At 72.5% G+C, this 25,374-nt stretch carries 25 protein-coding genes and 2 tRNA genes; 12 read left to right on the top strand and 15 right to left on the bottom strand.

The window, feature by feature from the left end:
- Nucleotides 1-101: 101 nt before the first annotated feature.
- Complete coding sequence (locus ACZ7GX_RS32000) at nucleotides 102-587, bottom strand: hypothetical protein (protein WP_498782103.1); 486 nt, start codon at nucleotides 585-587, stop codon at nucleotides 102-104.
- Here ACZ7GX_RS32000 and ACZ7GX_RS31995 point away from each other — a divergent pair.
- From ACZ7GX_RS31995 to ACZ7GX_RS31980, 4 genes are all read left to right on the top strand, one after another.
- A complete protein-coding gene (locus ACZ7GX_RS31995) occupies nucleotides 553-3,954 on the top strand; it encodes a glycohydrolase toxin TNT-related protein (protein WP_498782100.1) in 3,402 nt (1,133 codons plus the stop codon). The two genes, ACZ7GX_RS32000 and ACZ7GX_RS31995, sit on opposite strands and share 35 nt — an antisense overlap.
- The gene (locus ACZ7GX_RS31990; RefSeq protein ID WP_498782081.1) at nucleotides 3,917-4,429 is read left to right on the top strand and encodes a hypothetical protein; all 513 of its coding nucleotides are present in this window, start codon (nucleotides 3,917-3,919) and stop codon (nucleotides 4,427-4,429) included. The genes ACZ7GX_RS31995 and ACZ7GX_RS31990 overlap by 38 nt, the downstream gene beginning before the upstream one ends.
- The gene (locus tag ACZ7GX_RS31985; RefSeq protein WP_498782079.1) at nucleotides 4,426-5,928 is read left to right on the top strand and encodes a TNT domain-containing protein; all 1,503 of its coding nucleotides are present in this window, start codon (nucleotides 4,426-4,428) and stop codon (nucleotides 5,926-5,928) included. Before ACZ7GX_RS31990 ends, ACZ7GX_RS31985 begins: the two co-directional genes overlap by 4 nt.
- Nucleotides 5,929-6,011: 83 nt before the next feature.
- Entirely contained in the window at nucleotides 6,012-8,816 is a 2,805-nt protein-coding gene (locus tag ACZ7GX_RS31980; protein ID WP_498782078.1) for a TNT domain-containing protein, read from the top strand.
- Here the strand turns inward: ACZ7GX_RS31980 and ACZ7GX_RS31975 are convergent.
- Complete coding sequence (locus tag ACZ7GX_RS31975) at nucleotides 8,813-9,400, bottom strand: pentapeptide repeat-containing protein (protein ID WP_498782076.1); 588 nt, start codon at nucleotides 9,398-9,400, stop codon at nucleotides 8,813-8,815. The two genes, ACZ7GX_RS31980 and ACZ7GX_RS31975, sit on opposite strands and share 4 nt — an antisense overlap.
- A gap of 155 nt (nucleotides 9,401-9,555) precedes the next feature.
- Here ACZ7GX_RS31975 and ACZ7GX_RS31970 point away from each other — a divergent pair, with 155 nt between their 5' ends.
- Nucleotides 9,556-10,545, top strand: a complete 990-nt coding sequence (locus tag ACZ7GX_RS31970; protein WP_498782074.1) for a malate dehydrogenase — start codon at nucleotides 9,556-9,558, stop codon at nucleotides 10,543-10,545.
- A 136-nt stretch (nucleotides 10,546-10,681) separates the two neighbouring features.
- Nucleotides 10,682-11,491, top strand: coding sequence for an inositol monophosphatase family protein (locus ACZ7GX_RS31965; protein WP_498782072.1), 810 nt, complete (start codon nucleotides 10,682-10,684; stop codon nucleotides 11,489-11,491).
- Between the two features lie 25 nt (nucleotides 11,492-11,516).
- Here ACZ7GX_RS31965 and ACZ7GX_RS31960 read toward each other — a convergent pair whose 3' ends face one another.
- Nucleotides 11,517-12,422, bottom strand: a complete 906-nt coding sequence (locus ACZ7GX_RS31960) for an NAD-dependent epimerase/dehydratase family protein (RefSeq protein ID WP_498782070.1) — start codon at nucleotides 12,420-12,422, stop codon at nucleotides 11,517-11,519.
- 78 nt (nucleotides 12,423-12,500) lie between these two features.
- Between ACZ7GX_RS31960 and ACZ7GX_RS31955 the strand changes: the two genes are divergently transcribed.
- The gene (locus ACZ7GX_RS31955; protein ID WP_498782068.1) at nucleotides 12,501-13,199 is read left to right on the top strand and encodes a TetR/AcrR family transcriptional regulator; all 699 of its coding nucleotides are present in this window, start codon (nucleotides 12,501-12,503) and stop codon (nucleotides 13,197-13,199) included.
- On the opposite strand, the gene ACZ7GX_RS31950 is transcribed toward ACZ7GX_RS31955, so the two are convergent.
- The 7 genes from ACZ7GX_RS31950 to ACZ7GX_RS31920 form a co-directional block, all read right to left on the bottom strand.
- On the bottom strand, nucleotides 13,121-13,345 hold the full coding sequence (locus tag ACZ7GX_RS31950; RefSeq protein ID WP_073885810.1) for a DUF1918 domain-containing protein: 225 nt from the start codon (nucleotides 13,343-13,345) through the stop codon (nucleotides 13,121-13,123). The genes ACZ7GX_RS31955 and ACZ7GX_RS31950 overlap by 79 nt on opposite strands.
- A 67-nt stretch (nucleotides 13,346-13,412) precedes the next feature.
- Nucleotides 13,413-13,808 (bottom strand): bacteriophage spanin2 family protein, encoded by a 396-nt coding sequence (locus tag ACZ7GX_RS31945; RefSeq protein WP_498782066.1) that lies wholly within the window; start codon nucleotides 13,806-13,808, stop codon nucleotides 13,413-13,415.
- A gap of 38 nt (nucleotides 13,809-13,846) precedes the next feature.
- Nucleotides 13,847-14,803 carry an ABC transporter ATP-binding protein gene (locus ACZ7GX_RS31940; RefSeq protein ID WP_498782064.1) on the bottom strand — a complete coding sequence of 319 codons (957 nt, stop codon included), beginning with the start codon at nucleotides 14,801-14,803 and terminating at the stop codon, nucleotides 13,847-13,849.
- Nucleotides 14,800-15,597: an ABC transporter permease gene (locus ACZ7GX_RS31935; RefSeq protein WP_498782062.1), complete on the bottom strand. Its 798-nt coding sequence runs from the start codon at nucleotides 15,595-15,597 to the stop codon at nucleotides 14,800-14,802. The genes ACZ7GX_RS31940 and ACZ7GX_RS31935 overlap by 4 nt, the downstream gene beginning before the upstream one ends.
- Nucleotides 15,590-16,291, bottom strand: a complete 702-nt coding sequence (locus tag ACZ7GX_RS31930) for an ABC transporter permease (protein WP_498782060.1) — start codon at nucleotides 16,289-16,291, stop codon at nucleotides 15,590-15,592. The genes ACZ7GX_RS31935 and ACZ7GX_RS31930 overlap by 8 nt, the downstream gene beginning before the upstream one ends.
- A 115-nt stretch (nucleotides 16,292-16,406) precedes the next feature.
- Complete coding sequence (locus ACZ7GX_RS31925) at nucleotides 16,407-16,778, bottom strand: hypothetical protein (RefSeq protein ID WP_498782058.1); 372 nt, start codon at nucleotides 16,776-16,778, stop codon at nucleotides 16,407-16,409.
- Nucleotides 16,775-17,092: an ArsR/SmtB family transcription factor gene (locus ACZ7GX_RS31920; RefSeq protein ID WP_498782056.1), complete on the bottom strand. Its 318-nt coding sequence runs from the start codon at nucleotides 17,090-17,092 to the stop codon at nucleotides 16,775-16,777. The genes ACZ7GX_RS31925 and ACZ7GX_RS31920 overlap by 4 nt, the downstream gene beginning before the upstream one ends.
- A gap of 76 nt (nucleotides 17,093-17,168) precedes the next feature.
- On the opposite strand from ACZ7GX_RS31920, the gene ACZ7GX_RS31915 reads away from it, so the two are divergent.
- Nucleotides 17,169-18,377: an MFS transporter gene (locus ACZ7GX_RS31915; protein WP_498782054.1), complete on the top strand. Its 1,209-nt coding sequence runs from the start codon at nucleotides 17,169-17,171 to the stop codon at nucleotides 18,375-18,377.
- On the opposite strand, the gene ACZ7GX_RS31910 is transcribed toward ACZ7GX_RS31915, so the two are convergent.
- Together ACZ7GX_RS31910 and ACZ7GX_RS31905 are read right to left on the bottom strand one after the other, a co-directional pair.
- On the bottom strand, nucleotides 18,308-19,870 hold the full coding sequence (locus tag ACZ7GX_RS31910; protein WP_498782052.1) for a serine/threonine-protein kinase: 1,563 nt from the start codon (nucleotides 19,868-19,870) through the stop codon (nucleotides 18,308-18,310). The genes ACZ7GX_RS31915 and ACZ7GX_RS31910 overlap by 70 nt on opposite strands.
- Nucleotides 19,871-19,879: 9 nt before the next feature.
- Entirely contained in the window at nucleotides 19,880-20,539 is a 660-nt protein-coding gene (locus ACZ7GX_RS31905; protein WP_498782050.1) for an HhH-GPD-type base excision DNA repair protein, read from the bottom strand.
- Nucleotides 20,540-20,810: 271 nt separating this feature from the next.
- Between ACZ7GX_RS31905 and ACZ7GX_RS31900 the strand changes: the two genes are divergently transcribed.
- Complete coding sequence (locus ACZ7GX_RS31900; protein WP_498782048.1) at nucleotides 20,811-22,160, top strand: glycosyl hydrolase; 1,350 nt, start codon at nucleotides 20,811-20,813, stop codon at nucleotides 22,158-22,160.
- Here ACZ7GX_RS31900 and ACZ7GX_RS31895 read toward each other — a convergent pair whose 3' ends face one another.
- Nucleotides 22,161-23,276 (bottom strand): J domain-containing protein, encoded by a 1,116-nt coding sequence (locus ACZ7GX_RS31895; protein WP_498782046.1) that lies wholly within the window; start codon nucleotides 23,274-23,276, stop codon nucleotides 22,161-22,163.
- A 58-nt stretch (nucleotides 23,277-23,334) separates the two neighbouring features.
- Between ACZ7GX_RS31895 and ACZ7GX_RS31890 the strand changes: the two genes are divergently transcribed.
- The 3 genes from ACZ7GX_RS31890 (at nucleotide 23,335) to ACZ7GX_RS31880 (ending at nucleotide 23,830) form a co-directional block, all read left to right on the top strand.
- Nucleotides 23,335-23,408: transfer RNA gene (locus ACZ7GX_RS31890), tRNA-Pro, on the top strand.
- Nucleotides 23,409-23,482 (top strand) — tRNA-Pro (locus ACZ7GX_RS31885).
- 90 nt (nucleotides 23,483-23,572) lie between these two features.
- Nucleotides 23,573-23,830, top strand: coding sequence for a metallothionein (locus ACZ7GX_RS31880; protein WP_498782044.1), 258 nt, complete (start codon nucleotides 23,573-23,575; stop codon nucleotides 23,828-23,830).
- An 11-nt stretch (nucleotides 23,831-23,841) separates the two neighbouring features.
- Here ACZ7GX_RS31880 and ACZ7GX_RS31875 read toward each other — a convergent pair whose 3' ends face one another.
- Nucleotides 23,842-24,321: a hypothetical protein gene (locus ACZ7GX_RS31875; protein WP_498782042.1), complete on the bottom strand. Its 480-nt coding sequence runs from the start codon at nucleotides 24,319-24,321 to the stop codon at nucleotides 23,842-23,844.
- Between the two features lie 141 nt (nucleotides 24,322-24,462).
- A complete protein-coding gene (locus ACZ7GX_RS31870) occupies nucleotides 24,463-25,269 on the bottom strand; it encodes a metal-dependent hydrolase (protein ID WP_498782098.1) in 807 nt (268 codons plus the stop codon).
- Between the last annotated feature and the right edge of the window lie 105 nt (nucleotides 25,270-25,374).

Genomic DNA, 25,374 nt, shown 5'->3' with positions numbered 1-25,374 from the left:
CCTCCCGCTCCTCCCGCGTCGTCCGGCTCGCCTTCCGGCCGGGATCAGAACGGGCGCGGGCACGACTCCGTCAGTGCCAGTTCCTTGACCGGGATGCCGGTTCAGCCGTTGCCCGCGACCGGTCCCGGGGCGTTGCCCGAGCAGCGCGGGCCCGCGTCCACCGCTCCGCCGCAGACGTCCGCGCCCGCGCCGCAGCCCGGTGGGTTCGGTCCGCAGCCTGGTGGGTTCGGCCCGCAGCCCGGCGGACCCGCGCCCGCTGGTCCGCAACCCGGAGCACCGGTCCGGCCGGACGCTTCCGCGCCGACGCGCGGGCCGGAGCCGGCGGCACGTTCGGCCCAGCCGGCTACCGCCCCGCCTGCTACCTCCCAGCCTGCTACCTCCCAGCCGCCGACGGCTCCGCACCGCACCGACGGCCCCGCTCCCGCCGCTCGCGGCACGGACGGCCCGACGCCGCCGACCAGCGGCCCGACCCCGGCCACCGACGGCCCCACGCCCTCCACGGACGGGCCCAAGCCGGACAGCGCCCCGGTCGACAGCACGCCGCCGGACAGCATGTCGCCCGACCCCACCGACAGCACGCCGGACACCGACAGCACCCCCGACACCGAAAGCACCGAGACGCCGAACGACCTGGTCGGCGAACCCGGCGACGAGCACACCCCGGCGTCCAGCCACGAGTGGCCCGCCGAGACCGACACCGGCACCGGCACCGACACCGACGCGAAGACCGACACGACCGGCGCGGATACCGGCGCGGATACCGGCACCGCCGCGGATCCGTTCCCCCAGAAGAACGTCTGGGGCCAGCCCGCAGGCGTCGTCCCCGGCTTCTCCCACGACGGCCCCTACGTCCCCGTCCACGAGAGCACCGGCCCCACGGACCAGTCCGTCGGCACGTACGACCAACGCGCCGCCGCCCTCATCGAGCCGACCTACCAGCCCTACGGCCCGTACGGCGACTACCAGTCGTTCCGCGACGCCCACTCCAAGCCCGACGGCAGCATCGACTGGCCGCCGAACCAGGGCGCGGACGGCCCGCGGGTCGTCGTGGAACTGCCCGCCGGCACCGTCCTCGACCGGTTCGGCAGCCCCAACGGCGACTTCCTCTCCCCGCTGCGCCCGGACGGCCAGGCCTACGGGTTCGGCGAGCGCGCGATCATGCCGGACAGCCTCGGCAAGGGCTACCACGTCTACGTCCTGGACGCCCCGCTCACCGTCGAGCTGGCCCCGGTCGCACCCGCCTTCGACCAGAACGGCGGCGCGCGCCAGCTCCAACCCGTCCTCGACGCGGCCCTCGCCGACCCGGCCACGGGCAAGATGAGCGTCCAGCGCCTGATCGACCTGGGCGTCCTGCACGAGGTCGACGTGCCGCCCGCCGACGGTCGCGTGCTGCCGCCCGACTTCGGCACGTTCGACCAGGACGGCAACGTCCGCACGCCCGACCCGGTCACCGTCGCCGACGCGCGGAACGGCGCGTTCGACGGCTACACCCCGGCCGACCCGCCCGCGACCCTCACCCCGAACCCCGACCTCGGCCCGGTCGCGCACCAGGGACCGATCCCGATCGGCGAGGTGTCCCAGCGCGTCGACCAGGCGATCCGCAACAGCCAGGTCACCGACTCGGGCGTCGCGCTGCACACCGAGGACCGCCTGCGCGACCTGTCGAGCCGCATCCCGGCCAACGACGACCACGTCGTCCTCGACATCCACACCGACGGCGACGGCGTCCGCATCGGCGACACGCACTACACCCGCGCCGAGCTGGTCGAGCTGATCAACAACCACCCCGACCTCGCCGACCGGCCGATCGTGTTCGTCGGCTGCGACGCGGGCGCGGGCGGCGAGAACAGCCTGGCCGCGCACGTCGCCCGCGAGACCGGCCAGCGGGTCATCGCGCCGGACACCCTGGCCTGGTCCGACCGCGACGGCAACGTCTACGCCAGCACGCCGAACGAGTCGGGCACCGGCCCGAAGCTCCCGCCCGACGGCGGCTGGCACGCGTTCGAGCCCGACGGCACGCACGCGCCGACCGGCGAGCACGGCATGCCGCCCGGCCACGAGCCCAGGGGCGACCTCGCCACCGACGGCCAGGAGCACCGCGGCCGCCTCGACATCGAGCCGCAGGTCCAGCAGCCGTGGACGGCGCCCGAGACCGCCAACGAGCAGCACGTCCGGCTGCGCGACGACCAGTCGTTCTTCCACACCGGCCAGGACCTGCCGCGCGACACCCGGATCACGGTCCAGGGCGAGGACGGCAACGTCCGCACCGTCGTGCACGTGGACGCCGACGGCAACGTCCACGTCGACGCCATCGCGCCGAACACCCGCCACGGCGACAACCCCGAGGTCCGCCACCCCGCGCCGAACGCCCACTACCGCGTCGAGGTCGGCCACCGGCACGACGTGTTCGTGGCCAACGCCGACGGCACCCGCCAGACCACCCACGACACGATCAAGATCGGCGACCGGTCCGTCACGATCGACCGCGCGGTGATCATCGAGCCGATCCCCGAGCCAGCCAACGGCCGGCAGGCGATCGACCGCGACCACCCGCTCGCGCCCAGACCGGACGAGGCGTTCACCGCGCGCACCGACCTCCCGCCGAACACGCGGATGGAGGTCCACGACACCGAGGGCACCTACCGCGGCACGGTGCAGACCGACGCGGACGGCAAGCCGAGGTGGGTGGCCGCGCCGGACTACCTGTCCACCGACGTCCGCAACCCCGAGGTCCAGCACACCTCTCAGGGCACGAACTACAACATCGACCGCGGACCCCTGCACCAGGAGTTCACCACCAACGTCGAGGGCCACCCGCAGCACGCGGTCGAGCGCACCGAGCCGACCACGACCAGGCAGGCCCCGGTCACCGACCTCGGGCAGGGCGAGCCGTTCAGCCGGCCCGGCCAGGTGCACGACCCCAGCACCGAGTACCTCGTCACCGACGAGCACGGCCAGCACCGCGGCCGGTTCCTCACCGACGAGTCCGGCCACGTGGTCTTCGAGGACACCCACTCGGGCCAGCGCAGCCGGGTCAACACCGAGATCACCCGGGCGCCGTCGCACGCCGAGGTCACCTCCGACGGCTTCTACGGCCTGGGCAAGGCCCAGCACCCGACCCAGAGCTGGCCGGCGCCCGCCAACGGCGAGGTCGAGCTGGCCATGCGGCGGACCAAGACCGACGACGGCTACGTCTACTCGGTGAACGTCGTCAGCGGCGACACCAGCGGCTGGACGCCCGAGCAGCGCGCCGCCGTGACCAGGCCGTTCTCCAACGCCGACCCGTTCGCCGGCCGCGCCGACCTGCCGCCGGACACCCGGTTCGTGCTCGACGACCACAAGAAGCAGGGCTACGGCACGTTCCAGACCGGCCCGGACGGCGCGGCCTCGCACGTGCACACGTTCCGGCCGTTCAGCCCGGACCTGAACAACCCGCTGCCCAACGCGGTGCTGGTCGCCGACAACGACGCGTGGCGCGGTCGCACGAACCGCGACGGCGAGACGGTCGCGACGACCGGCCGGCCCGACCTGAGGTCCGGCGGCGCGATCCGGCGCGACGGCAGCGCCCAGACCGACGTCGGCAGTCACGGCGAGGTCGACGCGGACGGCAAGAAGCTGTCCGACGGCGGGCACCACCAGGGCAACGAGACCGGCGGCCCCGGCGAGGCGGCGAACCAGTCGAGCCAGCAGCGCGACCAGAACCAGGGCAACGGGCGGCCGGCGTTCGCCACCGCCGAGACGTGGCACCGGATGGAGCGGGACCGCGCGAAGTTCCTGAAGTCCGGCGGTACGGTCGAGATGATCGACACGTTCGCCCTGCGCGACCCGCTGCAACGCCACCCCCACACCTACCAGACGCGGTGGCGTGTGACGCTCGCCGACGGCACGACCGAGATCTACGTCAGGAGCTACCCGAATGAGCACAACGCAGCCCTCTGGCCGGCCGGGTTCTGAGCAGCGCCACGACGAGCTGCTCCAGCACATCGGCGGCATGCTGCTGGACGCTGCTCCGGACGGCTTCCGGCGGATCGACCTGCTGGTGCGGATGACCGTGGCCGTCCAGGACGCGACGCTGAAGGTCTACATGCCCGACCGCACCACCCCCGAGGTGATGCCGCCGGAAGGGCTGCACGCCGCGTTCCAGGAGATGCGGCAGGTGCTGTACCAGCCGGGCCGCGGCACGTGGTTCTCCGCCCGGTGCGTGGTGAACGCGCCGGTCCACATCGACATCACCTACAACTTCGACCACGACCCGCGGTTCACCCCGGAGGTGCCCGCCGCGGACTTCGCCCGTGACCTCCAGGCCTTCCCCCGCGACGAGGCCTTCATCCCCGACTGGCTGCGCGCCAAGCTGGCCGAGGCGAGCGAGGACGCTCACCAGGGCGGAACCCGCCCGGAGGAAGCAAGTACCGAGGAGCAGAACGCATGACCGCACCGCAGCTGGACGTCGAGGACCAGAACGCGATCCTCGGCTCCGTCACCACCCTGCTGGTGCAGCGCCTGCCCGGCGACTGGGAGCAGCTGTTCGTCGACTTCCGGATGACGGGCCGCTACGTGGAGACGCAGGTCTCCGGGCTGACCATGTACGGCTCGTCGTTCGACTGGGAGCTGCCGCCGGAGGCGCTGCCGTTCTTCGTGCAGCTGCGCGACGGCATGGCGCGACCGGGCCACGGCACGTGGTTCACGCTCAAGCTCCACCTCGTGCACCCCGACACGTACTCCGCCGAGTTCGACCGGGACGCCGAGCCGGACTGGACCCAGCCGCCTCCCGAGCGGCACTACGCCGAAGAGCTGGAGCTCTACCCGCGCGACGACGACGCGATCCCGGCCTGGCTCCGCGAACGCGCGGGCCTCGGCCCGGCCCGGAGCACCGTGATCGCCGCGCCGCTGTTCGACGGGCCCGACCCGACGGTGCACGACCGGCCGGCCGTGCACCCGCAGGAGCTGGACGACGTGCTGGCCTACCTGGAGCGCGCGCCCGCCGTGCTGGCCGCGCGCTCCTACGGCCCCGACGCGCTCAAGCCGGAAGCCACGCCGTCCGTGCCGCTGTCCTTCCACACCGACGGCACGTGGGTGTGGCCCGGCGGGGTGGCGTACTACCTGCGCAACCACCACGTGCCGCCGGTGCCGCAGCTCGTGCAGCACATCCGGGACAACGGCTACACCGTGCCGCCGGTCGCCGCCGAGGCCGAGCAGGCGGCCGTCGCCGTCGCCACCGGGCAGGCCGAGGGCGCGCCGCTGCCCGAGCACGAGCCGCGCGTGATCACCGAGGTCGACCGGCGCGCGCTCGACCACCTCAAGGAGCGGCTGGACCACTTCGGGGTCGACGAGTCGGAGTACGGGATCCTCGAGCCGAAGCCCGACGCGTTCGTCATCGAGCCGGCGCCGGGCCGGTCCGGCTGGCAGGTCCAGTTCTGGGACGCGAGCCGCGGACCGCACGGTCGGCCGCGCGTGTACGAGCACGCCGTGGACGCGGCGAAGGTGCTGCTGGCCGAGCTGCTGTGGCGGGCCGACCTGGACCGCACGCGCGCGGCGGCGGACACCGGCGCCCTGGTGCTGCCGGTCGCGGACATCCAGCCCATGCCCGACGAGCCGCCGCTGTCGCTGTTCCGCGACCGCGAGAACGTGGTCATCCCGGTCGGGGCCGAGCTCGACCGGTTCGGCGCGGAGCTGGGCAACCTCGTCTACACCGCCGGGACCATGTTCGGCCACCGATCGTTGCCACCGGATTGGCTGAACCGTCGCTACCACGTGTACCGGGTGCAGAAGCCCGTGCCCGCCCTCAAGGGCATCGCGGTGCCGTGGTTCGGGCAGGTCGGGGGCGGAACGGGCTACTTCCTGGCCGCCTCCGTGCGTGACCTGTTGGCCGACGGGAGCCTGGTCGAAGTGGCCGCGGCGGCGATGCAGCAGCCGCAACCGGGCGTCTAGGCACGGTCGCGTGGCGTCATTACTCCGTTCGGCTCAGCGGGGGTCCGTGCGGGCACTGGGAGTCGCGGGGGAAGATGTTGCACGTGTCCGAGCTGAAGCCGCTGAACCCGACCGAGCAGGATGCGCTGGTCAAGCAGATCGGCCTGACGCTGATGCGGGCCGCGCCGGAGGAGTGGCGGCACGTGACCGCGGAGTACCGCGCGACCGGCCGGTACTTCGAGCTGGCCGCCGAGGTGCGCACCGTCGACGGCGCCCTGCGCGCCTGGTCGCCGCCCCAGGAGGTGGCCGGGCTGTTCTCGCGGCTGCGCGCGGGCATGTACCGGGACGGCCGGGGCAGCTGGTCCAACGCCCGCTACCAGCTTGACCACCCGTCCAGCTACAACCTCGACTTCGACCGCGCCGAGCCGTCCTGGACCACGCCACCGCCGCCGCAGGCGTACCTGGACGAGATGCGGTTCTTCCCGCGCACCGACGAGAACGTGCCGGACTGGCTGCGGCGACGGCTCCAGCAGGCGCCGCCCCCGCCGCCGCCCGTCGACCAGGCGGCGCCGCCCCGCGCGTTCCGCACGGCCCGGGTGTTCGACGGCGCGGGTCCCGGCGGTCGGCCCTCGGTCAACCGGCCGCCGATCGCCGAGACCGACCACGCCCTGCTGCTGAGCTACCTGGACCGGGCGCCGGTCGCGGTGATCGGGCGCGGGTTCGACGCGGACGTGCTCAACCCGGACGCGCCGTCGGTGGTGCCGGTGGCGTTCCAGACCGACGGCCACTGGATCTGGCCCGCCGCAGTCGGCTACTACCTGCGCGCCTACGGCGTGCCGCCGGAGCCGGAGCTGGTCGAGCGGGCCAAGGCGCTGGACTTCGTGCTGCCGGAGGTGACCGAGGAGGCCCGGGTCGCCGCCGCGGCGAACCTGGGCGCGCCGGCCGCGCCGCAGGGCACCGAGCTGCCGGTCGCCGAGCCCTCGCCCGCGCCGGTCGAGCCGCCCGTCGAGGTGGGCGCCACCGTGGTCGCGTCGCTGCCCGAACCGCCGGCCGACGAGCCGCGGCCCGCCGAGGCGGCGGCGGACGTCGAGAGGACGGCGAACCTCACCGAGCTCAAGCCGGACGTGATCGAGTACGCGCAGGACGGCCCGCCGTACCGGGTGCGGTTCGACGAGGACGGCCCGGTGATCGACGACCGGTACCGGCGCGAGTCCTACGTGGACGGGATGGACCTGTTCGCGCCGGGCGCCTACGAGCGCGAGGAGGCCGACGACCAGCCCGAGCTCCACGAGACCCAGACCTGGAGCCCGTTCGCGGACGAGGAACCGGAGGCCGGGCCCGCCGAGGAGACCGGCGAGGTCGAGGCGGTCACCGACGAGCCCGCGCACGACCAGGCGCCGCACGAGCGCGCACCGCACGACCAGCCCGCGTACGACCAGGCCGAGCCGGAGCCGGTCTACGAGCAGCCGTCGCACGAGCCGGTCTACGAGCAGCAGCACGAGCAGGCGTACGAACCGCACCAGCACGACCCGCACCAGCACGACCCGCACCAGCACGACCCGCACCAGCACGAGCAGGCCGAGCACGAGCCGCAGCCGGCCGAGGAGCAGGCGCCCGAAATCGACGCCCGCCACTCCGCCGACGAGGCCGAGGTCACCGCCGAGTTCGAGGTCGACCAGGCCCGCCTCTACACGCCGGAGCACACCGAGGAGCCGGGCTTCGCCGACCGCGCCGAGACCCGGTTCGAGGAGTCGGCCGAGCAGGCGTTCACCCAGCCCGACGAGCCGCTGTTCGCCGAGCAGGCCGCCGACGACCGGCACGAAGAGCGGCACGACGAGCCCGAGTCCCGCTTCGACGACCACGACCACCGCGAAGCCCACGACGACCACCACGACGAGCACCGCGACCACCACGAGGACCGTGAGGCCCACGCCGAACCGGCCGACCAGCCGCAGTTCGTGGAACAGGTGCCGCCGCCGTTCGCCGACCAGGCGACGCAGTTCGCCGAGGCCGTGCGGCCGTTCGACGACGTGAGCCCGGCCGCGGCCCCCGCGCCGAGCCTGACACCACCGCCGCCACCGCCCGTCCAGCCGCCGCCACCGGCCGAGCCGCGCCAGGTCACGCCGGAAGAGGAGCGCGAGCTCTCGTCCATCCGCCGCGCGCTGGACGAGCTCGACGTGCCGCCCGCCGCCTACCGGTTCGGCGAGCCCGCCGACCGCGCCTGGCTGCTGCGCACCGAGGGCCCGGACTGGGAGGTGTCGTGGTTCGACCACGGGCCGACCAACCCGGTCCGCTTCGACCGGCTGGAGGACGCCGCCGCGTACCTGACCGGCAAGCTGGTGCTCACCAGCCGCCGCCCGCCGCGCCCGCTGCCGCCGCCCCCGCCGCCGCAGCGCCCCCGTCCGCCGATGAACAACGGGTTCCGCGAGGAGCCGCCGCGCCGCCCCGCGCCGCCGCAGCGCCCGCCGGTCGAACCGCCCGCGCCGGTCCAGCAGCAGGGCGCGGCCCAGCCGTCGGGCGCCACGACGTCGACGCAGGAGCCCAAGCCCCAGCGGTCGTGGCCGATCAACCCGATGAACGGCGAACCGCCGCTCACCCTGTTCCGGCACAAGACGATGGTCGAGCTGCCCGCCGGCATGGAGGTGGACCGCTTCGGCGAGGGCGAGGGCAACCTCGTCTACGCGGCGGGCACTCCGTTCGCGCAGCGCTCGCTGGTGCCGTCGTGGATCAACCGCCCGTACCACGTGTACCGGCTGCGCCGACCGGTCGAGGTGCTGACCGGTGTGGCCGTGCCGTGGTTCGAGCAGCCCGGCGGCGGCACGGCCTACCTGATGCCGAAGACGATCGACGACATGGTCGCCGACGGCGTGCTGGTCGAGGTCGCGGGCCAGGAGGCCCCGGGCCACTAGCCGACGCGCAACCCGTGCGCCGCGGCGAAGGCGACGGCCGTGTCCAGGTCCACCCGCGCACCGCGCAGGGTGGCCTGGACGAGCCCGTCGGCGTCCAGCCGCGCGCCGGTCAGGTCCGCGCCCTCCAGCCGGCACCCCCGCAGCCGCGCGCCGGTCAGGTCGGCGTCACGCAGGTCCGCCTCGCGGAGGTCCGCCTCCTCGAGGTTGGCCTCCCGCAACCGCAACCCGCGCAGCGACGCCTTCCGCAGCACGGCGCCGGACAGCCCGGCCAGCGTGAGATCGGTCTCGGTCAACGTGATCGGCCGCAGCGCGCAGTCCACGAACACCGATCCGAGCCACGAGCACGACGTGAACTCGGCGGACCCCAGCACCGCGCGGGTGAACCGGCAGGAGCGGAACGCGGTGGCCTTGTGGGTGGACTCGCCCAGGTCGGTCCGGTCGAACGTGCAGTCGGTGAACGTGCAGCCCGACGTCGCCAGCCCGCGCAGGTCGGCCTCGGTGAAGTCGCACCGGACGAACGACCTGCCTGCCCACTGCTGCCCGTACAAGACCGCGTCGGTGTAGTCCTCGCCGATGATGTCCACTGTCACACCTTGTCATCGTCGCCCAGTTGGTAACCTCCGACCTGCCGGGCAACCCGCCCGGTGCGCGGTCCCGGAGTAGAGACCGCCGCTGACAGGTCGTCAGCCTGCCTAGTGGTCGTGCCCGAGGACTGAAGCCACAACATTCGGGAAGGCACATGACCCGCACGCCCGTGAACGTCACCGTCACCGGTGCGGCCGGCCAGATCGGCTACGCACTGCTGTTCCGCATCGCCTCCGGCCACCTCCTGGGTCCCGACGTCCCCGTCCGCCTGCGACTGCTGGAGATCCCGCAGGCCGTCAAGGCCGCCGAGGGCACCGCGATGGAGCTGGACGACTGCGCGTTCCCGCTGCTGTCCGGCATCGACATCACCGACGACGCCAAGACCGCCTTCGACGGCGTCAACGTGGCGCTGCTCGTCGGCGCCCGCCCGCGCACGAAGGGCATGGAGCGCGGTGACCTGCTGGAGGCCAACGGCGGCATCTTCAAGCCGCAGGGCGAGGCGATCAACGCGGGCGCGGCGGACGACGTGCGCGTGCTGGTCGTCGGCAACCCGGCCAACACCAACGCCCTGATCGCCCAGCAGCACGCGCCCGACGTGCCCGCCGAGCGGTTCACCGCGATGACCCGCCTGGACCACAACCGGGCGCTGTCGCAGCTGGCGAAGAAGCTCGGGGTGTCGGTCACCGACATCAAGAAGCTCACCATCTGGGGCAACCACTCGGCCACCCAGTACCCGGACCTGTTCCACGCCGAGGTCAAGGGCCAGAACGCGGCCGAGGCCGTGAACGACCAGGCCTGGCTGGAGAACGAGTTCATCCCGACCGTCGCCAAGCGCGGCGCGGCGATCATCGAGGCGCGCGGCGCGTCCTCGGCGGCGTCGGCGGCGAACGCGGCCATCGACCACGTCCACGACTGGGTCAACGGCACCGCCGAGGGCGACTGGGTCTCGATGGCGGTCCCGTCGGACGGCTCCTACGGCGTGCCGGAGGGCCTGATCTCGTCGTTCCCCGTCACGGTGACCGACGGCCGGTACTCGATCGTGCAGGGCCTGGAGATCGACGACTTCTCCCGCGCCCGCATCGACGCCTCCGTGGCCGAGCTGGTCGAGGAGCGCGACGCGGTCAAGGCCCTGGGCCTGATCTGAGTCCCAGTGCCGCGACCGGCGGCCGGCACCGCGATCCGCCCGTCCGACCGGCGGAATACGGGGCAAAGGCCGCCGGTCGCGGCACTGGCCCACGGGCGAGCCGCCGCCGGTGGCCCGCCCGTGGCATGTTGGGTGCATGGAACCCTGGCCCGTGCCGACCCCGACCCTGCCCGCCGACGTCCACCCGGCGCTCGCCGCCACCGCGCTCGCCGCGTCGGCCGCCTACGACGGCGCGCGGCGCGAGTTCACCCGCGTGCAGCTGCGCGAGGAGATCGCCGACGGCGCGGACGGCACGCCCACCATGCGGGTGGACGCGATCGTGGAAGCCGCGATCGCCGAGGCCGCCGCCGGGGCGGGCGCGAACCTGCTCTCCGAAGAGGCCGGGTTCATCGACAACGGCTCCGCGGCCACCCTGGTGATCGACCCGGTGGACGGTTCCGCGAACGCCGCCATGGGCGTGCCGCTCTCGTGCTTCGCGGGCGCCCTGGTGATCGACGACCAGCCGGTCGAGGCGCTCACCGTCTGGTTCGACACCGGCCGCGCCTGGTCGGCGCACGCGGGCAGGCCCACGCCCTACCGCACCACCGGCCGCACCGCGCTCAAGGGCGCGTCGATCTGCATGATGCGGCCCAAGCGCGGCACCGAGGACGCGTGGATGCGCGTGGCCGACCAGGTCGACCGCGTCCGCATCCTGTCCACCACGTGCCTGGAGGCGGTGCTGGTGGCCGAGGGCGCGGTGGACGCGTTCGCCGACCCCGGCTCGGACACCCACCGCCTGATGGACCTGATCGCGGCCCTCGTCACCGTGCCCGCCGCCGGGGGAGCGCTGCTCGACCTGCGCGGCCGGCCGCTGACCTTCGACCTCGACCTGTCCCGCCGCTGGTCGGGCATCGCCGCCGCCACGCCCGCCCTGGCCGACGACCTGATCACCACCATCCTGGGCTGAGACCGTTCCCAGGTTGCCGTTTCGCTCAACCCCGGTACCAGCGCGCGGTCTCCTCGATCGCCTGCTCGTGCGGCGTGACGGGCAGCGGCCCGAACGTGGCCTCGAACGCGGAGTGGTCCACCACCCACGGCGCGGTGCGCTGGTGGTCCATCTCGCCGGAGCCGCGCAGCCGCTTGTCGAACAGCGAGCCCACCGCGACCGAGAACGCCGGCAGCCGCATCGGCTTGCGCGCGTTGCCGAGCACCCGCCCGGTCAACGCCGCGAACTCCCGCACGGTCAACGTCTCCGCCGCCGGCGTGAGCCAGAGCTTCCCGTCGGCCCGCTCGTCGTCGCCGAGCACGATCTGCGCCCGCGCCGTGTCACGCAGGTAGGCGAACGTGTGCGGCAGGTCCAGCGGCCAGAACCACAGGCCCGCCCGGCCCGCCGCCATCGGCTTGATCAGCAGCTCGCCGGGCAGCGAGCCCGTGCCGCCCGGCCCGTAGTAGTCCGAGGACCGGCACGTCGTGACCGGCACGGAAGCCGCCCGCAAGCGCTTGCCCAGCTCGCTGCGCAGCTTCTCCTTCACGCCCGCCGGCCGTTCCGGCGTGTCCTCCCGCATCGGTCCCGACACCGGTCCGAACGCGTACAGGTTGTCCGTGTAGACGATCTTCGCGCCGACCGCCTCCGCCGCCGCGATCGTGTTGTCCACCATCGTGGGCAGCATCTCGACCCAGTTCGAGTACAGCACGTTCGCCGCCAGGTGGACGACCGAGGCGCCCTCCACCGCCTTGAACGTCGACGCCCGGTCCATCAGGTCGGCCCGCACGTCCTGCGCGCCCTTCGGAACTCCACCTGAACGAGTGACAGCCCGCACCTCCCGGCCGTCCGCCACCAGCTGTCGGGCGACCTCCCACCCGATACCCCGCCCCGCACCCAGCACGACCGCCGTCATGACACCCTCTCGTATCAAGCCGTAACTTCTGTTAGAAGTTCTAACACAAGTTAGAGTGCTTGTGTCAAGGAGGCAGCAGTGGTCAACGCCCGCCGCGAGCGGTACCGCGAGGAAACGAAGACCGAGGCCAAGCGCATCGCCTTGGAGCAGCTGGCCGAGCTGGGGATCGCCGGCATCTCGGTCAACGCCATCGCCAAGCGCATGGGCGTGACGGGTCCGGCGCTCTACCGGTACTTCAAGGGGCGCGACGACCTGCTCAACGACCTCGTCCGCGACGCGTGGCAGGACCTCGCGGACGCGGTGGAGGAGTCGGTGGCGGCGTCGAGCGGCGCATCACCACCCGATCGGGTGCGTGCGTTCGCCGAGGCGTTCCGGTCGTGGGGCGTCGGCCAACCGCACCGGTACCTGCTGCTGTTCGGCACGCCGCTACCGGGCTACCACGCGCCGCAGGACACGATCCTCCTGGCGCACCGCACCATGAGCGCGCTGCTCCGCGTGCTGCCGCGCGAAGACTCCGCCACGGCCGGGTCGTCCACACTGGACGCCCAGCTCGTGGGGTGGGCGGGCGCGCGCGGCGAGGGTGACGTGCCCCCCGCCGTGCTGCTCACCGGCCTGCGTGCGTTCACCAGGCTGCACGGCGTGCTCAGCCTGGAGGTCTCCGGCCAGTTCGGGCCGATGGGGGTCGACCCGGCGCTGCTCTACCGCGCCGAGGTCGAGTCCTTGATCCTGGGTGATTCGGGGGTCCGGGGCTCCACCAGGCTGTCGGGGCCGGGGTAGACCAGCCCTTCGTGGCCGTCGGAGAAGCGGACCCGATACGGGGGCGCACCTTCCGGGCCGCGCACTTCGAGGATCTCGCCGACCGTCTCGTCGAGACCAACCGCGCGGCTGTGGATGTGCAACCGGTCGCCTACTGTCGCGTGCATCTGCAACACCTCCGGTGCGTCACAGCGTAGGACTGTTCCGAAGGTACCGACAGCCTGACGTTTCCGCTCAGGCGCAGGCGTTGGACAGCTTCGCCACCTGGTCCAGCTTCTGCTGCGACCACCCGGCGATGTTCGCCGGGTTCAGGTCGTCCAGCGTCACCTTGCCCATGGTGTCGGAGACGCCGGTGATGGCGTCCTGGAGCGTGGCGTCGCCTGCCTTGGCGGCGAGCGCGTTCAGCTCCTCGGCCTTCTTCTGGGTCTCCTCCAGCGCCTTCTGCGGGTCGGTGGCGTCGGGCGTGAAACCGGCCAGCTTGAGCGCGTCGATGCACAGCTGCGCCTTGTCCGCGGCCGCGCCGACCTGGTTGGCGGTGTCCGAGGCCTGCTGCACGGCCTCGCAGCCCGAGACCGCGGCGGCGAGTCCCATTGCCAGCAAGAGGGTGGCTACCGGACGACCTGCGCGCATGAGGTGCTCCCGTTCTACGTTGACCGTTTCGTCCGACTCTACCGACGCGCGTACAGCCGACGCACCACGTCGTCGATTTCCGGCTCGACGACCACCAGGTCGTGCACTTCCGCCCTGGTGGCCACGGCCGAGATCAGCGCCGCCGCCGTGGTGTCCGCCCGGCGGAACGTGAGGTGGTGTCGCAAACCGTTGAGCTCGACCCGGCTCGACGTCACGCCGGGCAGCCCGGCCAGCTCACCGCTGGGCTTCTCCAGGTCGATCACCAGCACCCGCTCCGGGGCCACCTCGGCGCGCAACTCCTCCAGCGCGCCGTCCGCGAGCACCGTGCCCCGGTCGATGACGACCAACCTGGGGCACAGCCGTTCGATGTCGTCCAGGTCGTGCGTGGTGAGCAGCAGGGTGGTGCCCCGGTTCGCGTTGAGATCGGCCAGGAATTCCCGGAGCCGTTCCTTGGATTCCAGGTCGAGCCCGATCGTCGGCTCGTCCAGGACGAGCAGTTCCGGCCCGTGCAGCAAAGACGCCGTGACCTCGCCCCGCATCCGCTGGCCGAGCGACAACTGGCGGACCGGCGTGTCCAGGAAAGGCCCGAGCTCCAACAGCTCGACGCACTCCCGCAACCGACTCCGGTAGTCGCCCGCCGGCACCCGGTAGATCGCCCGCAACAACTCGAAGCTGTCCCGCAACGGCAAGTCCCACCACAGCTGGCTGCGCTGACCGAACACCACGCCGATCCGCCGCGCCAGCTCCCGCCTGCCCCGCGAGGGTTCGACCCCGCACACCCGGACGTGACCGGACGTGGGCACCAGGATCCCGGTCAGCATCTTGATGGTGGTCGACTTGCCCGCGCCGTTGGGCCCCACGTACCCGACGGCCTCGCCCGCCGCCACGTCGAACGCGACGGCGTCGACCGCCCGCACCACCCGCTTCTCCCGTCGGAACCGGCCGACCTTGGTGGTCACCGTGAACTCGCGACGCAGGTCGCGCACTTCGATCATGATCCAGTCCCTCGGTAGTGCCGAACGGCCGTCCGCCACACCAGACCGGCCAGGACCGCCGCCGCGACCGCGACCAACGGCGAGATCCACCCCAGCAGGGCGGGCCCGCCCAACGGGTCCGGCCGGTCCAGCAGGGCCAGGGCGGGGTAGTAGGCGACGAACGCGCCGGGGACGACGAACGCGAAGAACCGCCGCAGCCAAGGCCCGAAGACCGTGGCGGGGTAGGAGGTGAACGCGTTGCTGCCGTACGTGACCGTGTTGGCCAACTCCTGGCCGTCCACGACCCAGAAGCACACGGCGTTGGCCGCCACCCAGATCGCGGAGAAGATCACCGCGCCGCTGATCGGCGCCAGCACGACGAGCCCGGCGGTCCACACCGACCACGCGATGTCGTTGTGGCCCAAGGCGTACACCAGCGCGCCGACCCCGGCGGCGATGCGCCCGACCTTCCGCAGGTGCAGGTCGGACGCCATCATCTGCGCCAACGTGCTCAAGGGGCGCAGCAGCAGCACGTCGAACGTCCCCGTGCGGATGTACGTGGGCAGTTCGTCCAACTGCCCCGCCACCAGGTCGGCGATCCCGAACGCCGTGCCCGCGATCGCGTACATCAGCACGACTTCCGAGACCGAGAACCCGCCCAGCGCGCTCACCCGGTTGAACAGCACCAGGATGATGGCCAACTCGGCGAGCTGGTTGACCGCCTGCGCGAGGCACTGCATGAGGAACGACGCGCGATAGGACATCTGCCCGCGCAACCGCGCGCCGACGAGCTTCGCGTACACGCTCTCAGCCACCCTGGACCACCACCTTCCGCACCGCCCGTGACAGCACCAGGTGCCCCGCGGCGAGCACCGCGACGGCCCAGAACGCCTGCCCCGCGAGGAGAGGCCACGGCGACCCGCGTTCGAGGAAGACGTCGATCGGCGCCTGCAGCATGGCCGCGAACGGCGTCGACCACACGATCGGCAGCGCCCACTCGGGGAAGAACGCGAGCGGCACGGCCAACCCGCACAGCAGCCAGGTGAGCGCCGTGTAGAGCGCTTGGACGCCGCGGTTGTCCAGCAGCCAGAACGTGGTCGCGTTGAGCAGGAACCGCAGGCCGAAGCTGACCGTCACGGCCAATGCCACGCTGACCGCGAAAGCCGGCAACGTGCCGATCGACGGCCAGCGGAAGGGGAACAGCAACGCCCCGAACGCCACCGGCGGAGCGAACCGGACGGCCACGGCGTAGCACGCGCGGCCCACGTCCTCGGCGAACAGCGCCAGTTGCAAGTGCCACGGCCGGTACAGGTCGACCACCACGTCACCGCTGCGCACCCGATCGGAGAGGTGCTTGTCGCCCCAGAGGACGACCACGGCCATCAATCCCTGGCCCAGCCACACGTAAGTCGCCGTGGCGGCGACGTCATAGCCCGCGATGGCGCCCTGCGTGACCGCCGCGACCAGCACGGCCAGCCTGAGCAGGCCGAAGGCGACGTTCGTCGCCATTCCGGCGACCATCGCCTGTCGATAGGTGGAATACCTGCGGAATCCGGCCAGCGCTAGGAAAGCGTAAGCGCGCACGGTTGTTCACCCTAGGAACCACCGCAACCGAATTACCGGACTACGACCGCGCCGACACCCACTCCCGCACCCGCTCCCTCAACCCCTCGTCCCGCACCTGCGAGACCACCGGCTCGACCGCCCGTGCCACGGCCTTCGCGTACCTCCCCGACAACCCGTCCTCGGCCAGCACGTCCACCGCCAACGCGTCCGGATCCGCCGCCCGGACACCCAGCGACCGCACCACCCGGGCCCGCAACGCGAACCGGTCGGCCACCGCCCGGTCCCGCCGCACCCCGCTCCGCTCGCCACCGCGCGAGGCCGCCAACGCCACCGCCGCCCACGCCAGCCGGTTCACGGCGGGCCGCTCCTCGTCGTACACCCGCCCCTGGGCGAGCACCCGCACCCACTCCCAGTCGTTCGCGTCACTCACCGCCGTGCCGCCAGCACACCGTCGAGCAGCCCCGGGAACAGCGCATCCAAATCCTCCCGGCGCAACGAACTGATCCGTGACGTCCCCTGCGGTCGAACGCGCACGACACCCGCCTCCCGCAACGTCCGCACGTGATGGGTGAGCGTCGACGCCGTCACCCCCAGCGGCAGCACCCCGCACGACAGGCCCTCCTCGTGCGTCGCCAACGCGCGCACGATGCGGAGCCGCACCGGATCGGCCAGCGCGTGCAGCACCGACGCTATCCGGATCTCGTCCCGCTCCGGGTGGGGGAGCACAACAGTCATAACGCCCATAGTACGAGCGTCATCAAACTTCGATGAACGTCGTAGTACGATCCCCGTCGAAACACACTCGACTGGGGGATCACACATGTCGGCACGCACCTACCTCCTCGCCGCCGGGGCGTTCGCCATCGGCACGAGCGGGTACATCGTCTCCGGCGTGCTGCCGGCCGTGAGCGAGGAACTGGACGTCTCGCACGCCACCGCGGGACAGCTGCTCACGGCGTTCGCGATCGCCTACGCGGTCTCGTCACCCCTCCTCGCGGTCCTCACCGGCCGGTGGGAGCGCCGCACGCTCCTCGTCGTCGCCCTCGGCGTGGCCGCGTTCGGCAACCTCCTGGCCGCGCTCGCCCCGAACTACCCGCTGCTCATGGTCGCCCGCGTGATCAGCGCGCTCGGCGCGGCGATCTACACCCCCGCCGCGACCCTCGTCGCCACCGTCCTGACACCGCCGGAACACCGCGGCCGAGCCGTCGCCCTGGTCTTCGGGGGCTTGTCGTTCTCGCTCGTCCTCGGCGTGCCCGCGGGCAACGTGCTCGGCGGGCCCCTCGGCTACCAGGGCGTGTTCGCGCTGATCGCGGCCGTCTCGGTGCTCGCCGCGATCGCCGTGCGCCTCTGGCTGCCCCGCGTCGACGCCCCGCCGGCCGTCGGCCTGCGCCAGCGCATCGCACCCGCCGCCGACCGCCGCGTGCTGATGGTCCTCGCCCTGACCGTGCTCGCGTGCCTGGCCGTGTTCAGCGTCTTCAACTACATCGCGCCCCTGCTGGCCGAGACCGCGGACGTGGAAGGCGCCACGATCGGCGTCCTGCTCATCGCCTACGGCCTGGGCTCCGTGCTCGGCAACTGGGGCGCGGGCCGCCTCTCGGACCGCTTCGACACCCGCAAGCTGCTCGTCGTCCTGTTCAGCTGCTTCACCGTCGTGCTGGCGACGTTGCCCCTCACCGCGACGACCCCGGTGTCGGCCGGCGTCGCGCTCTTCGCCTGGGGCGCGCTCACGTGGTCGGCGAACCCGCCCATCCAGAGCTGGCTGATCGAGCTGGCGCCCGCCAACAGCGGCCTGCTGCTCTCGCTCAACGCCTCCGCGATCTACCTCGGCGTGGGCCTGTCCGGCGTGCTCGGCGGCGTGGTGATCAGCTGGGTCGGGCTCGGCCCGCTGGCCCCGATCGCCGCGCTGCCCGCCCTGACGGCCCTGGTGATGCTGATCTTCGCGCTCAAGCCCGAACCGCGTCAGGACCCGCCGAACGCGCTGGTCGTCGTCTCGCCGCCCGCGGAGGGCGCCGCCAAGCAGTGGAAGTAGGCCTGGTCGCCGTCGGTGAACCCCACCGCCGTGAACCTCCAGCCGGAGGTGTCGACCCTCGGCCGGGTGTTGGCCGCCATCACCTCGGCCGTGCAGGCGCTCGCCACCTCGGGCGCCTTGACCAGCTCGTCGTTGTCGACGTCCGGGACCGGTCCGGACAGCCACCCGCCCGCGAACGCCTCCCAGAAGTGCTCCTCCGAGCAGTTCCCGACTTTGCGCGCACTGGCCGCCTGGCCGCCGACGGACACGATGCCGCGGTAGCAGGTCGGTTCGGCGACGCAGTACCCGGTCGCGCACTCCTTCAAGGCGGGCGGCGGGAGGGGCTTGCCGGAGCTTTCGCCGGTGGACCCGGCTCCGGTCGTCGTCGTGGTGGTCGTGGCGGTGGACTTGGACGCCCACCACCACGTGCCCAGGGCCACCAGCGTCGCGAGCACCGCGGCGCTGATCACCAACGGCCAGGGCTTCTTGGCCGGCGGCCGAACGTAACCGGCTCCCGCCGACGGCGGCGACACCCGAGGCGTCGACCCCGCCAACGGTTGCGGATCCCGGGGCGGCAACCCGGCCGCCGGCGGCGACCCCCAAGCCGGTGACTCGGCCGCCGGCGAGGACCCCCAGGCCGGTGACTGGGCCACCGGGGGCGACCCCCAGGCCGGTGGCTCCGCCGGCCGGTAGACCGGCGACGGGCCCGACGCCTCCACCACCCGGCTCAACTCGTCGCGCAACCGGTCCGCCGTGGGCGTCCGGCGACCGACCTCGGGCTCCAACGCCCGCACCAACGCCTCGTGCATCCCCTGCGGCACGCCGGGCACCCACGGCACCGGCGCCCGCAGCACCTGCCCCAACTGGTCGAACGACTCCACGGGCCACGGCACCGGCCGCGGCGGCTTGCCCGCCAGCAGGTCGTACAACGTGGCCGCCAGGGAGTACACGTCCGCCGCCGGCGTCGGCGGCGCCATCGCGAACGCCTCCGGCGGCGCGTAGCTGGGGCTCAACGCGTCCCGCGTGACCGTGCTCGAACCCTCGGCGTCCAGCAACGCCGCCAGCCCGAAGTCGGCCAGCTTCACCGTGCCGTAGCGGTCCAGCAGGATGTTGCCCGGCTTGATGTCCCGGTGCAGCACGCCTTCCGCGTGCGCGGCGGCCAGCGCGTCCGCCAACCGCACGCCCAACTCGAGCACCCTCGCCGCGGGCAGCGGCCCGTCGCGCTGCACCACGTCGGCCAGCGACCCGCCCGTGCACAGCTCCATGACCAGGTAGGGCGTGCCCTGCGGGGTGAAGTTCGCGTCGTGCACCGACACCACGTGCGGGTGCCCGGACAGCCGCGCGGCGGCGTGCGCCTCGCGCAGGAACCGCCGCCGGTCCCGCTCGCTCTGCAGGACCCGGTTGTCGACCTTCACCGCGACGTCGCGGTTCAACTGCACCTGGCGGGCCCGGTAGACGGTGGCGAAACCACCCTGGCCCAGCGGCGTGAGATCGGTCAGACCGGGCAACTCCACGCCGGGACTCTAGCCCTTCGCCGCCGCCTTGCCCGCCGTTTTCCCCTTCGCCACGGCGGTCTTCCCCTTCACCGCCGCCTCCGCTCCCGCCGGGCCCTCCACCTGACCGCCTGCCTTCGCCGCCTTCTTGAACGCCCGCACCTCGGCCAACGTCTCGGCGCTGGTCACGTCGGCGATGGACCGCCGCGAACCTTCCTCCCCGTACGCGCCGGCGGCCTCCCGCCACCCGTCCGGCGTCACCCCGCGCTGCTTGCCGAGCAGCGCGACGAAGATCCGGGCCTTCTGGTCACCGAACCCCGGCAGCTCCTTCACCCGGCGCAGCACCTCCTTGCCGTCCGGTTGGCCGGCCTTCCAGATGTTCGCCGCCTTGCCCTTGTAGTGCTCGATCACGTGCAACGCCAGCGCGTGGACCCGACGTGCCATCGACGCGCCGTACCGGTGGATGGCCGGCGGCTGCACGCACAGCTCGACGAACGCCTCCACGTCGGTCTCCGCGATCTTGGTGATGCTGAACCCGTCCATCCGGTCCGCGATCTTCCGCGGTCCGGCGAAGGCGTGCTCCATCGGGAACTGCTGGTCCAGCAGCAGCCCCACCAGCAACGCGAACGGGTCGTCGCTCAGCAGCTTGTCGGCGGCCGGGTCACCGGTCAGGCGCAGCTTCTTCGGCATGCGGGCCATCCTCCCACCGGATCCCACGACTCCACCCGCCGAACCTCGCCGATCACCCCGCCCTGTCGAACTCGCCGGTCAGCTGGCCGACCGGTGGCGGGCTCCGCACGACGTCCTCGTGCCTCGGAACGCAGCCCGCGCCCGCTGCCGACCTGCGCCATCCGGTTGACTGCTTAACCGGTTAATCGCTACCGTCCAACGATCCGCCGCCACGCTCCGAAGGCCGCCACCTTTCGAGAGGCAGGACGCAGTGCGAGCAGTGCGAACAGCGATGACGCTGGTAGCCCTACTTCTGGTCACCCTCGCCCCACCCGCCGCCTCCGCCGCGGCGGCACCGCCGCCGATCCCGGTCGTCGACTACCTGAAGCGCATCACCGGCACCCGCACGGTGACCGGGATGCACAACAAGGAGCCCAACTCCGACCCCGCCCGCCACACCGCGAAGGTCCACGCGATCACCGGCGTGTACCCCGGCCTGTGGGGCGGCGACTTCCTCTTCGCCCAAGCCGACGTCGACCACCGCCGGACGATGGTCGACCAGGCGCTCACCGAGTGGCGCAACGGTTCGCTGGTCACGTTGACCTGGCACGCCTGCCCGCCGACCCGGCCGACCGCGTGCGGCTGGGACGCGGGCGTGAACGACGACCTCACCGACGCCCAGTGGGCGCAGCTGATCACCGACGGCACCGCGCTCAACAACGCCTGGAAGGCGCGCCTCGACGAGGTCGTGCCGTTCCTGCGCCTGCTGCTGGACGCGGGCGTGCAGCCGCTGTTCCGGCCGCTGCACGAGATGAACGACGGCTGGTCCTGGTGGGGCGGCCGGCCCGGCGCGAACGGCAGCCGCCGCCTCTACCAGCTCACCCACGACCACCTGGTGAGGACCCGCGGCCTGGCCGGCATGGCGTGGGTGTGGAACGTCAAGGACCTCGACCCGGCCGGCATCGCCGACTACTACCCGGGCCCGGCGTACGCGGACGTCCTGTCGCTCGACGCGTGGAACAGCTTCTGGCCCGCGAGCACCTACCGCGACGTGCTCAAGTCGCTGGCGCAGGGCAAACCGCTGGCGCTGGCCGAGGTCGGCAAGGTCCCGTCACCCGCGGAACTGGCGTCCCAGCCCGAGTGGTCGTACTTCATGGCGTGGCCGGAGTTCTTCGACGACAAGCAGCTCAACCCCGACAGCGCCGTCCGCGCCACCTACGCCTCGCCGCGCGCGGTCAACCAGGGCGGGCTGACCGGGTCCGCCAACCTGGCCCTCGGCCGCCCGTCCTGGTCCACCACCACCGAGAGCGCCGCCCACCCGTCGGCCCACGCGTTCGACGGCAACCCGGCCACCCGGTGGAGCAGCGCGTTCACCGACCAGCACTCGCTGTGGGTCGACCTCGGCTCGGCGCGACCGGTCCGCCGCGTCCGGCTCGACTGGGAGGCCGCGCACGCCCGGCAGTACCAGGTGCAGGTCTCGTCCGACGGCACGACGTGGACCACCGTGCACGAGAACTACGCGGCCGACGGCGGCACGGACGAGATCACGCTGGACACGAGCGCGCGTTACGTGAAGCTGTACGCCTTCCAGCGCGCGACCCCGTACGGCTACTCGCTCTGGGAGATGGGCGTCTTCGGCTAGTCAGCCCGCGGTCCGCGCGATCGGCACGACCTGCCCGATCAGCAGGCGCAACGCCTCCCGGTCCACCGTGGCCGGGTCCTCGGCCAGCCAGTCGCCGATCTCCTCGACGAACTGGGCGGGCGTCATCGGCGGCACGATGGCGTCCGCCGGTTCCTCGGTGGTCACCACGCCGTCGCGGCTCGGGTAGACCAGCAGCGCGGTCCGGATCTCCAGCCACGGCAGCAGCTTCCGGTACACCGCGAGGCTGCGCGGCATCCGCATGCCGCCGCCCCGGAACGGGTGGCCGTTGCGCCACACCGTGCCGTCGTCCTCGGCCTCGTAGTGCCCGGGCAGCCACGACTTCGACTCGATCAGCACCAGCTTCCGCCCGCACAGCACGGCGTGGTCGACGTCGGCGAACACCGAGCCCGGCCAGGCGAGCCCGTGGAAGATCCGCGCGCCGGGCAGCCGGGTCAGGTACTGGCTGAGCAGGTCGGCGGTGAGCCGCTCGCAGACCCGGTCGTCCGTGGTCCCGTGCACGACGCCGGTGTCGTGGTCCGCCGTGAACGACCGGTCGGCCCGGACCGCCGCCAGGTACCGCCGCACGAGCCGGAACGCCGCCGTCGCCGCGGCGGCCACCACCAGCAGCCAGACGCCGAGCGCCAACGGCGAGAAGTCGATGACGACCACGGGCAGCAGCAGGAAGAACCACCCGCACATGGCGGCCAGCGCGGGCGCGTGGCCCGGACCGGAGGCGGGCGCGTACCGGACCCGCTGACCGACGTCGACCAGGTGCCACCACGCGAGGCCGCCGAGGTCCACCACGGGCTTCGGAGGTACGAAGTCGGGATCTTCGCCGAAGTTGCGCAACCGACCGGTCCGGCCGGAGCGCGGCGGGCGGGTCGGCGACGTCGGGCGTGCGCCCGGACGGGTGAACGACCAACCGCGGTCGTAGTCACGTCGGCGAGCCGGGTCCCGCAGGGTGTCATATGCCTCTTGCAGCATCCGGAAGGTGCCGGAGGACCCGCCCGCGTCCGGGTGCATGACCTTGGCCAGGGAGCGGTAAGCGGACTTGATCTCCGCCTCGGACGCGTAGCGGCCGACCCCGAGGAGTTCGTAGTAGTCGACTCCGCGCACGAGGGCAGACCTTAGCGGCCCTGTCTCCGCGACCTCGGTCATGGTTAGTGTTGGGCAGGAGCCCGGTAGCGCAGTGGTTGTCGCGCCCTCCCCAAGGGAGGGAGGACGCCGGTTCGAATCCGGCCCGGCTCGGGACCATGTAGCGCAGTGGTTGACGCGCCCTCCCCCTGGGAGGGAGGACGCCGGTTCGAGTCCGGCCTGGTCCGCTCGGTCCGACCTCGTGCGCGCGCACGGGGTCCGGGTTCGTCGAGCGGGTTCGAGTTGCCGGTGCCCGCCGACCGGCGCACGCTTCGGCCATGGCGACTTGCGACGTCTGCGGCAACGACTACTGGATGGCCTTCGAGGTCCGCACGGTCGGCGGTGGCGTGCACACGTTCGACAGCTTCGAGTGCGCGATCCAACGCCTGGCGCCGCGCTGCGAGCACTGCGACTGCCGCATCCTGGGCCACGGCGTCGAGGTGCAGGGCCGGTTCTTCTGCTGCGCCCACTGCGCGCGCAGCGCGGACCGCCTCGGCGCCGAGATCAAGGACACCGTCGGCGCGCACCCCGGCTGACCGCCGAGGTCTCAGCCGCAGTCCAGCACCAGCCGGCCGTTGACGAACGTCGGCTGCAGGTCGCCGCGCGCGTCCACGCTCTTCGTGCCGTGCGGCAGGACTTCCTCGATCGCGCTGAACGCGAGGATGTCCGACACGCCGTAACGGCCGCGCAGCGTGCGCTGGCCGGGGAACCGCAGCGCCCGGCCCTCCTTGCGGTCGCGGTGCGCCAACGCCGCCCGCAGCGCGCCGCGGGTCAGCTCCTCGGGCCCGGCGAGCCGTTGCAGGGAGCCGTTGTGCACCGCCACGCCGTAGCCGCGTTCGATCAGCGTCGACACGGTGTTCTCCGAGGGCTCCTCGGTGAGCCGGAACGACATCGCGTGCCGCCCCTCCACGTCGTGGACGCACACGAGTTGGGCGTGGAACAGCAGCGTTTCGTAGAGCGAAACCGCGACGGCGTCCGCGGTCGTCCGGTCGTCGTGACCGGCGTTGAGGCCCAGCCAGGTGGTCATCCGGCGGCCTCGACAACGTTGTCGTGCGTGGGGTGGGGCACGAAGTCCTCCTCGACGCGATCGGCGCGGGACAGGATTTCGGAGGAGGCTAGTCCGTTCGGGTGATGAAGTGGTAGCCGCCGAATGGCCGGTATCTGAAAATCAGATGGGCAGCAGGTCGAAACTTTCGAGGAACGGGAGCGCGCCCGCCTGTTGCAACGCGGCGGCGGACAGCCAGACGCTCAGGATCGTGACCAGCGGACCGACGATGGCCATCTCGACCCGGCCGCCGGTCTTCATCCGCATGATCTTCGGCGGCGCGACCGGGAACCAGGTCTTGCCCATCAGCGGGATCGGCCACAGGATCGGGCAGCCCTGCTCGGTGATCGCGTCGCCGAGGTAGTGGGCGAAGCACCCGACGCCCACCGCGACCCCGCACGCCGCCGCGCTGGCGGGCGTCTGCGCCGTCCAGGCCACGCAGGCGACCGTGATGGCGGCCGAGACGCCCGTGATGAGCAGGGCGTCCTTCTGCGGGCACCAGTCGTTCATGATCCCGCGCACGGCGAGGCCCGCGAACACGAACATCAGCGCGGGCAGCGCCCACTTCTGGGACTGCTGCACCACGGCGGTCGTGCCGACGGCGGCGACCAGGGCGAAGGCCAGCGTGTGCGTGAGGCCGCGGTGCCCGCCGTCGCGGTTGGAGTCCTTGCGGGTGCGGGTGGTGCGGTAGACGAACGAGCTGATCGTGTTGATCAGGGCCGACGCGCCCGCGCTGACCGGCCCGAACGTGCGGGAGATCGTCGAGGACGGGTGGTCGAGGTCGGGCAGCAGGGCGGCGCCGGTGGCGAGCACCGCGCCGACCGCCCAGCTCTGCGGCGTGAGCTGGCCGATGGGGTGGTTCTCGGCTATCGCGGTCACCGCCGCCCAGGCCAGCAGACCGCTCATGGCGTGGGTCGGACCCGTCGACAACGCTGCCCCCTTGATCACTCGTCCGGGTCCGAGGTTAGCGGGGCGGGGACGTCCGGAGGGTGCATTCCGCGAACGCGTGTTCGAGTGTCGCCCCCGGTCGTCCCC

This window comes from Actinosynnema sp. NPDC037264 (assembly GCF_055603705.1).
Note: the sequence above shows the minus strand (reverse complement) of the source record. Positions and strands in the feature narration are given on the sequence as shown.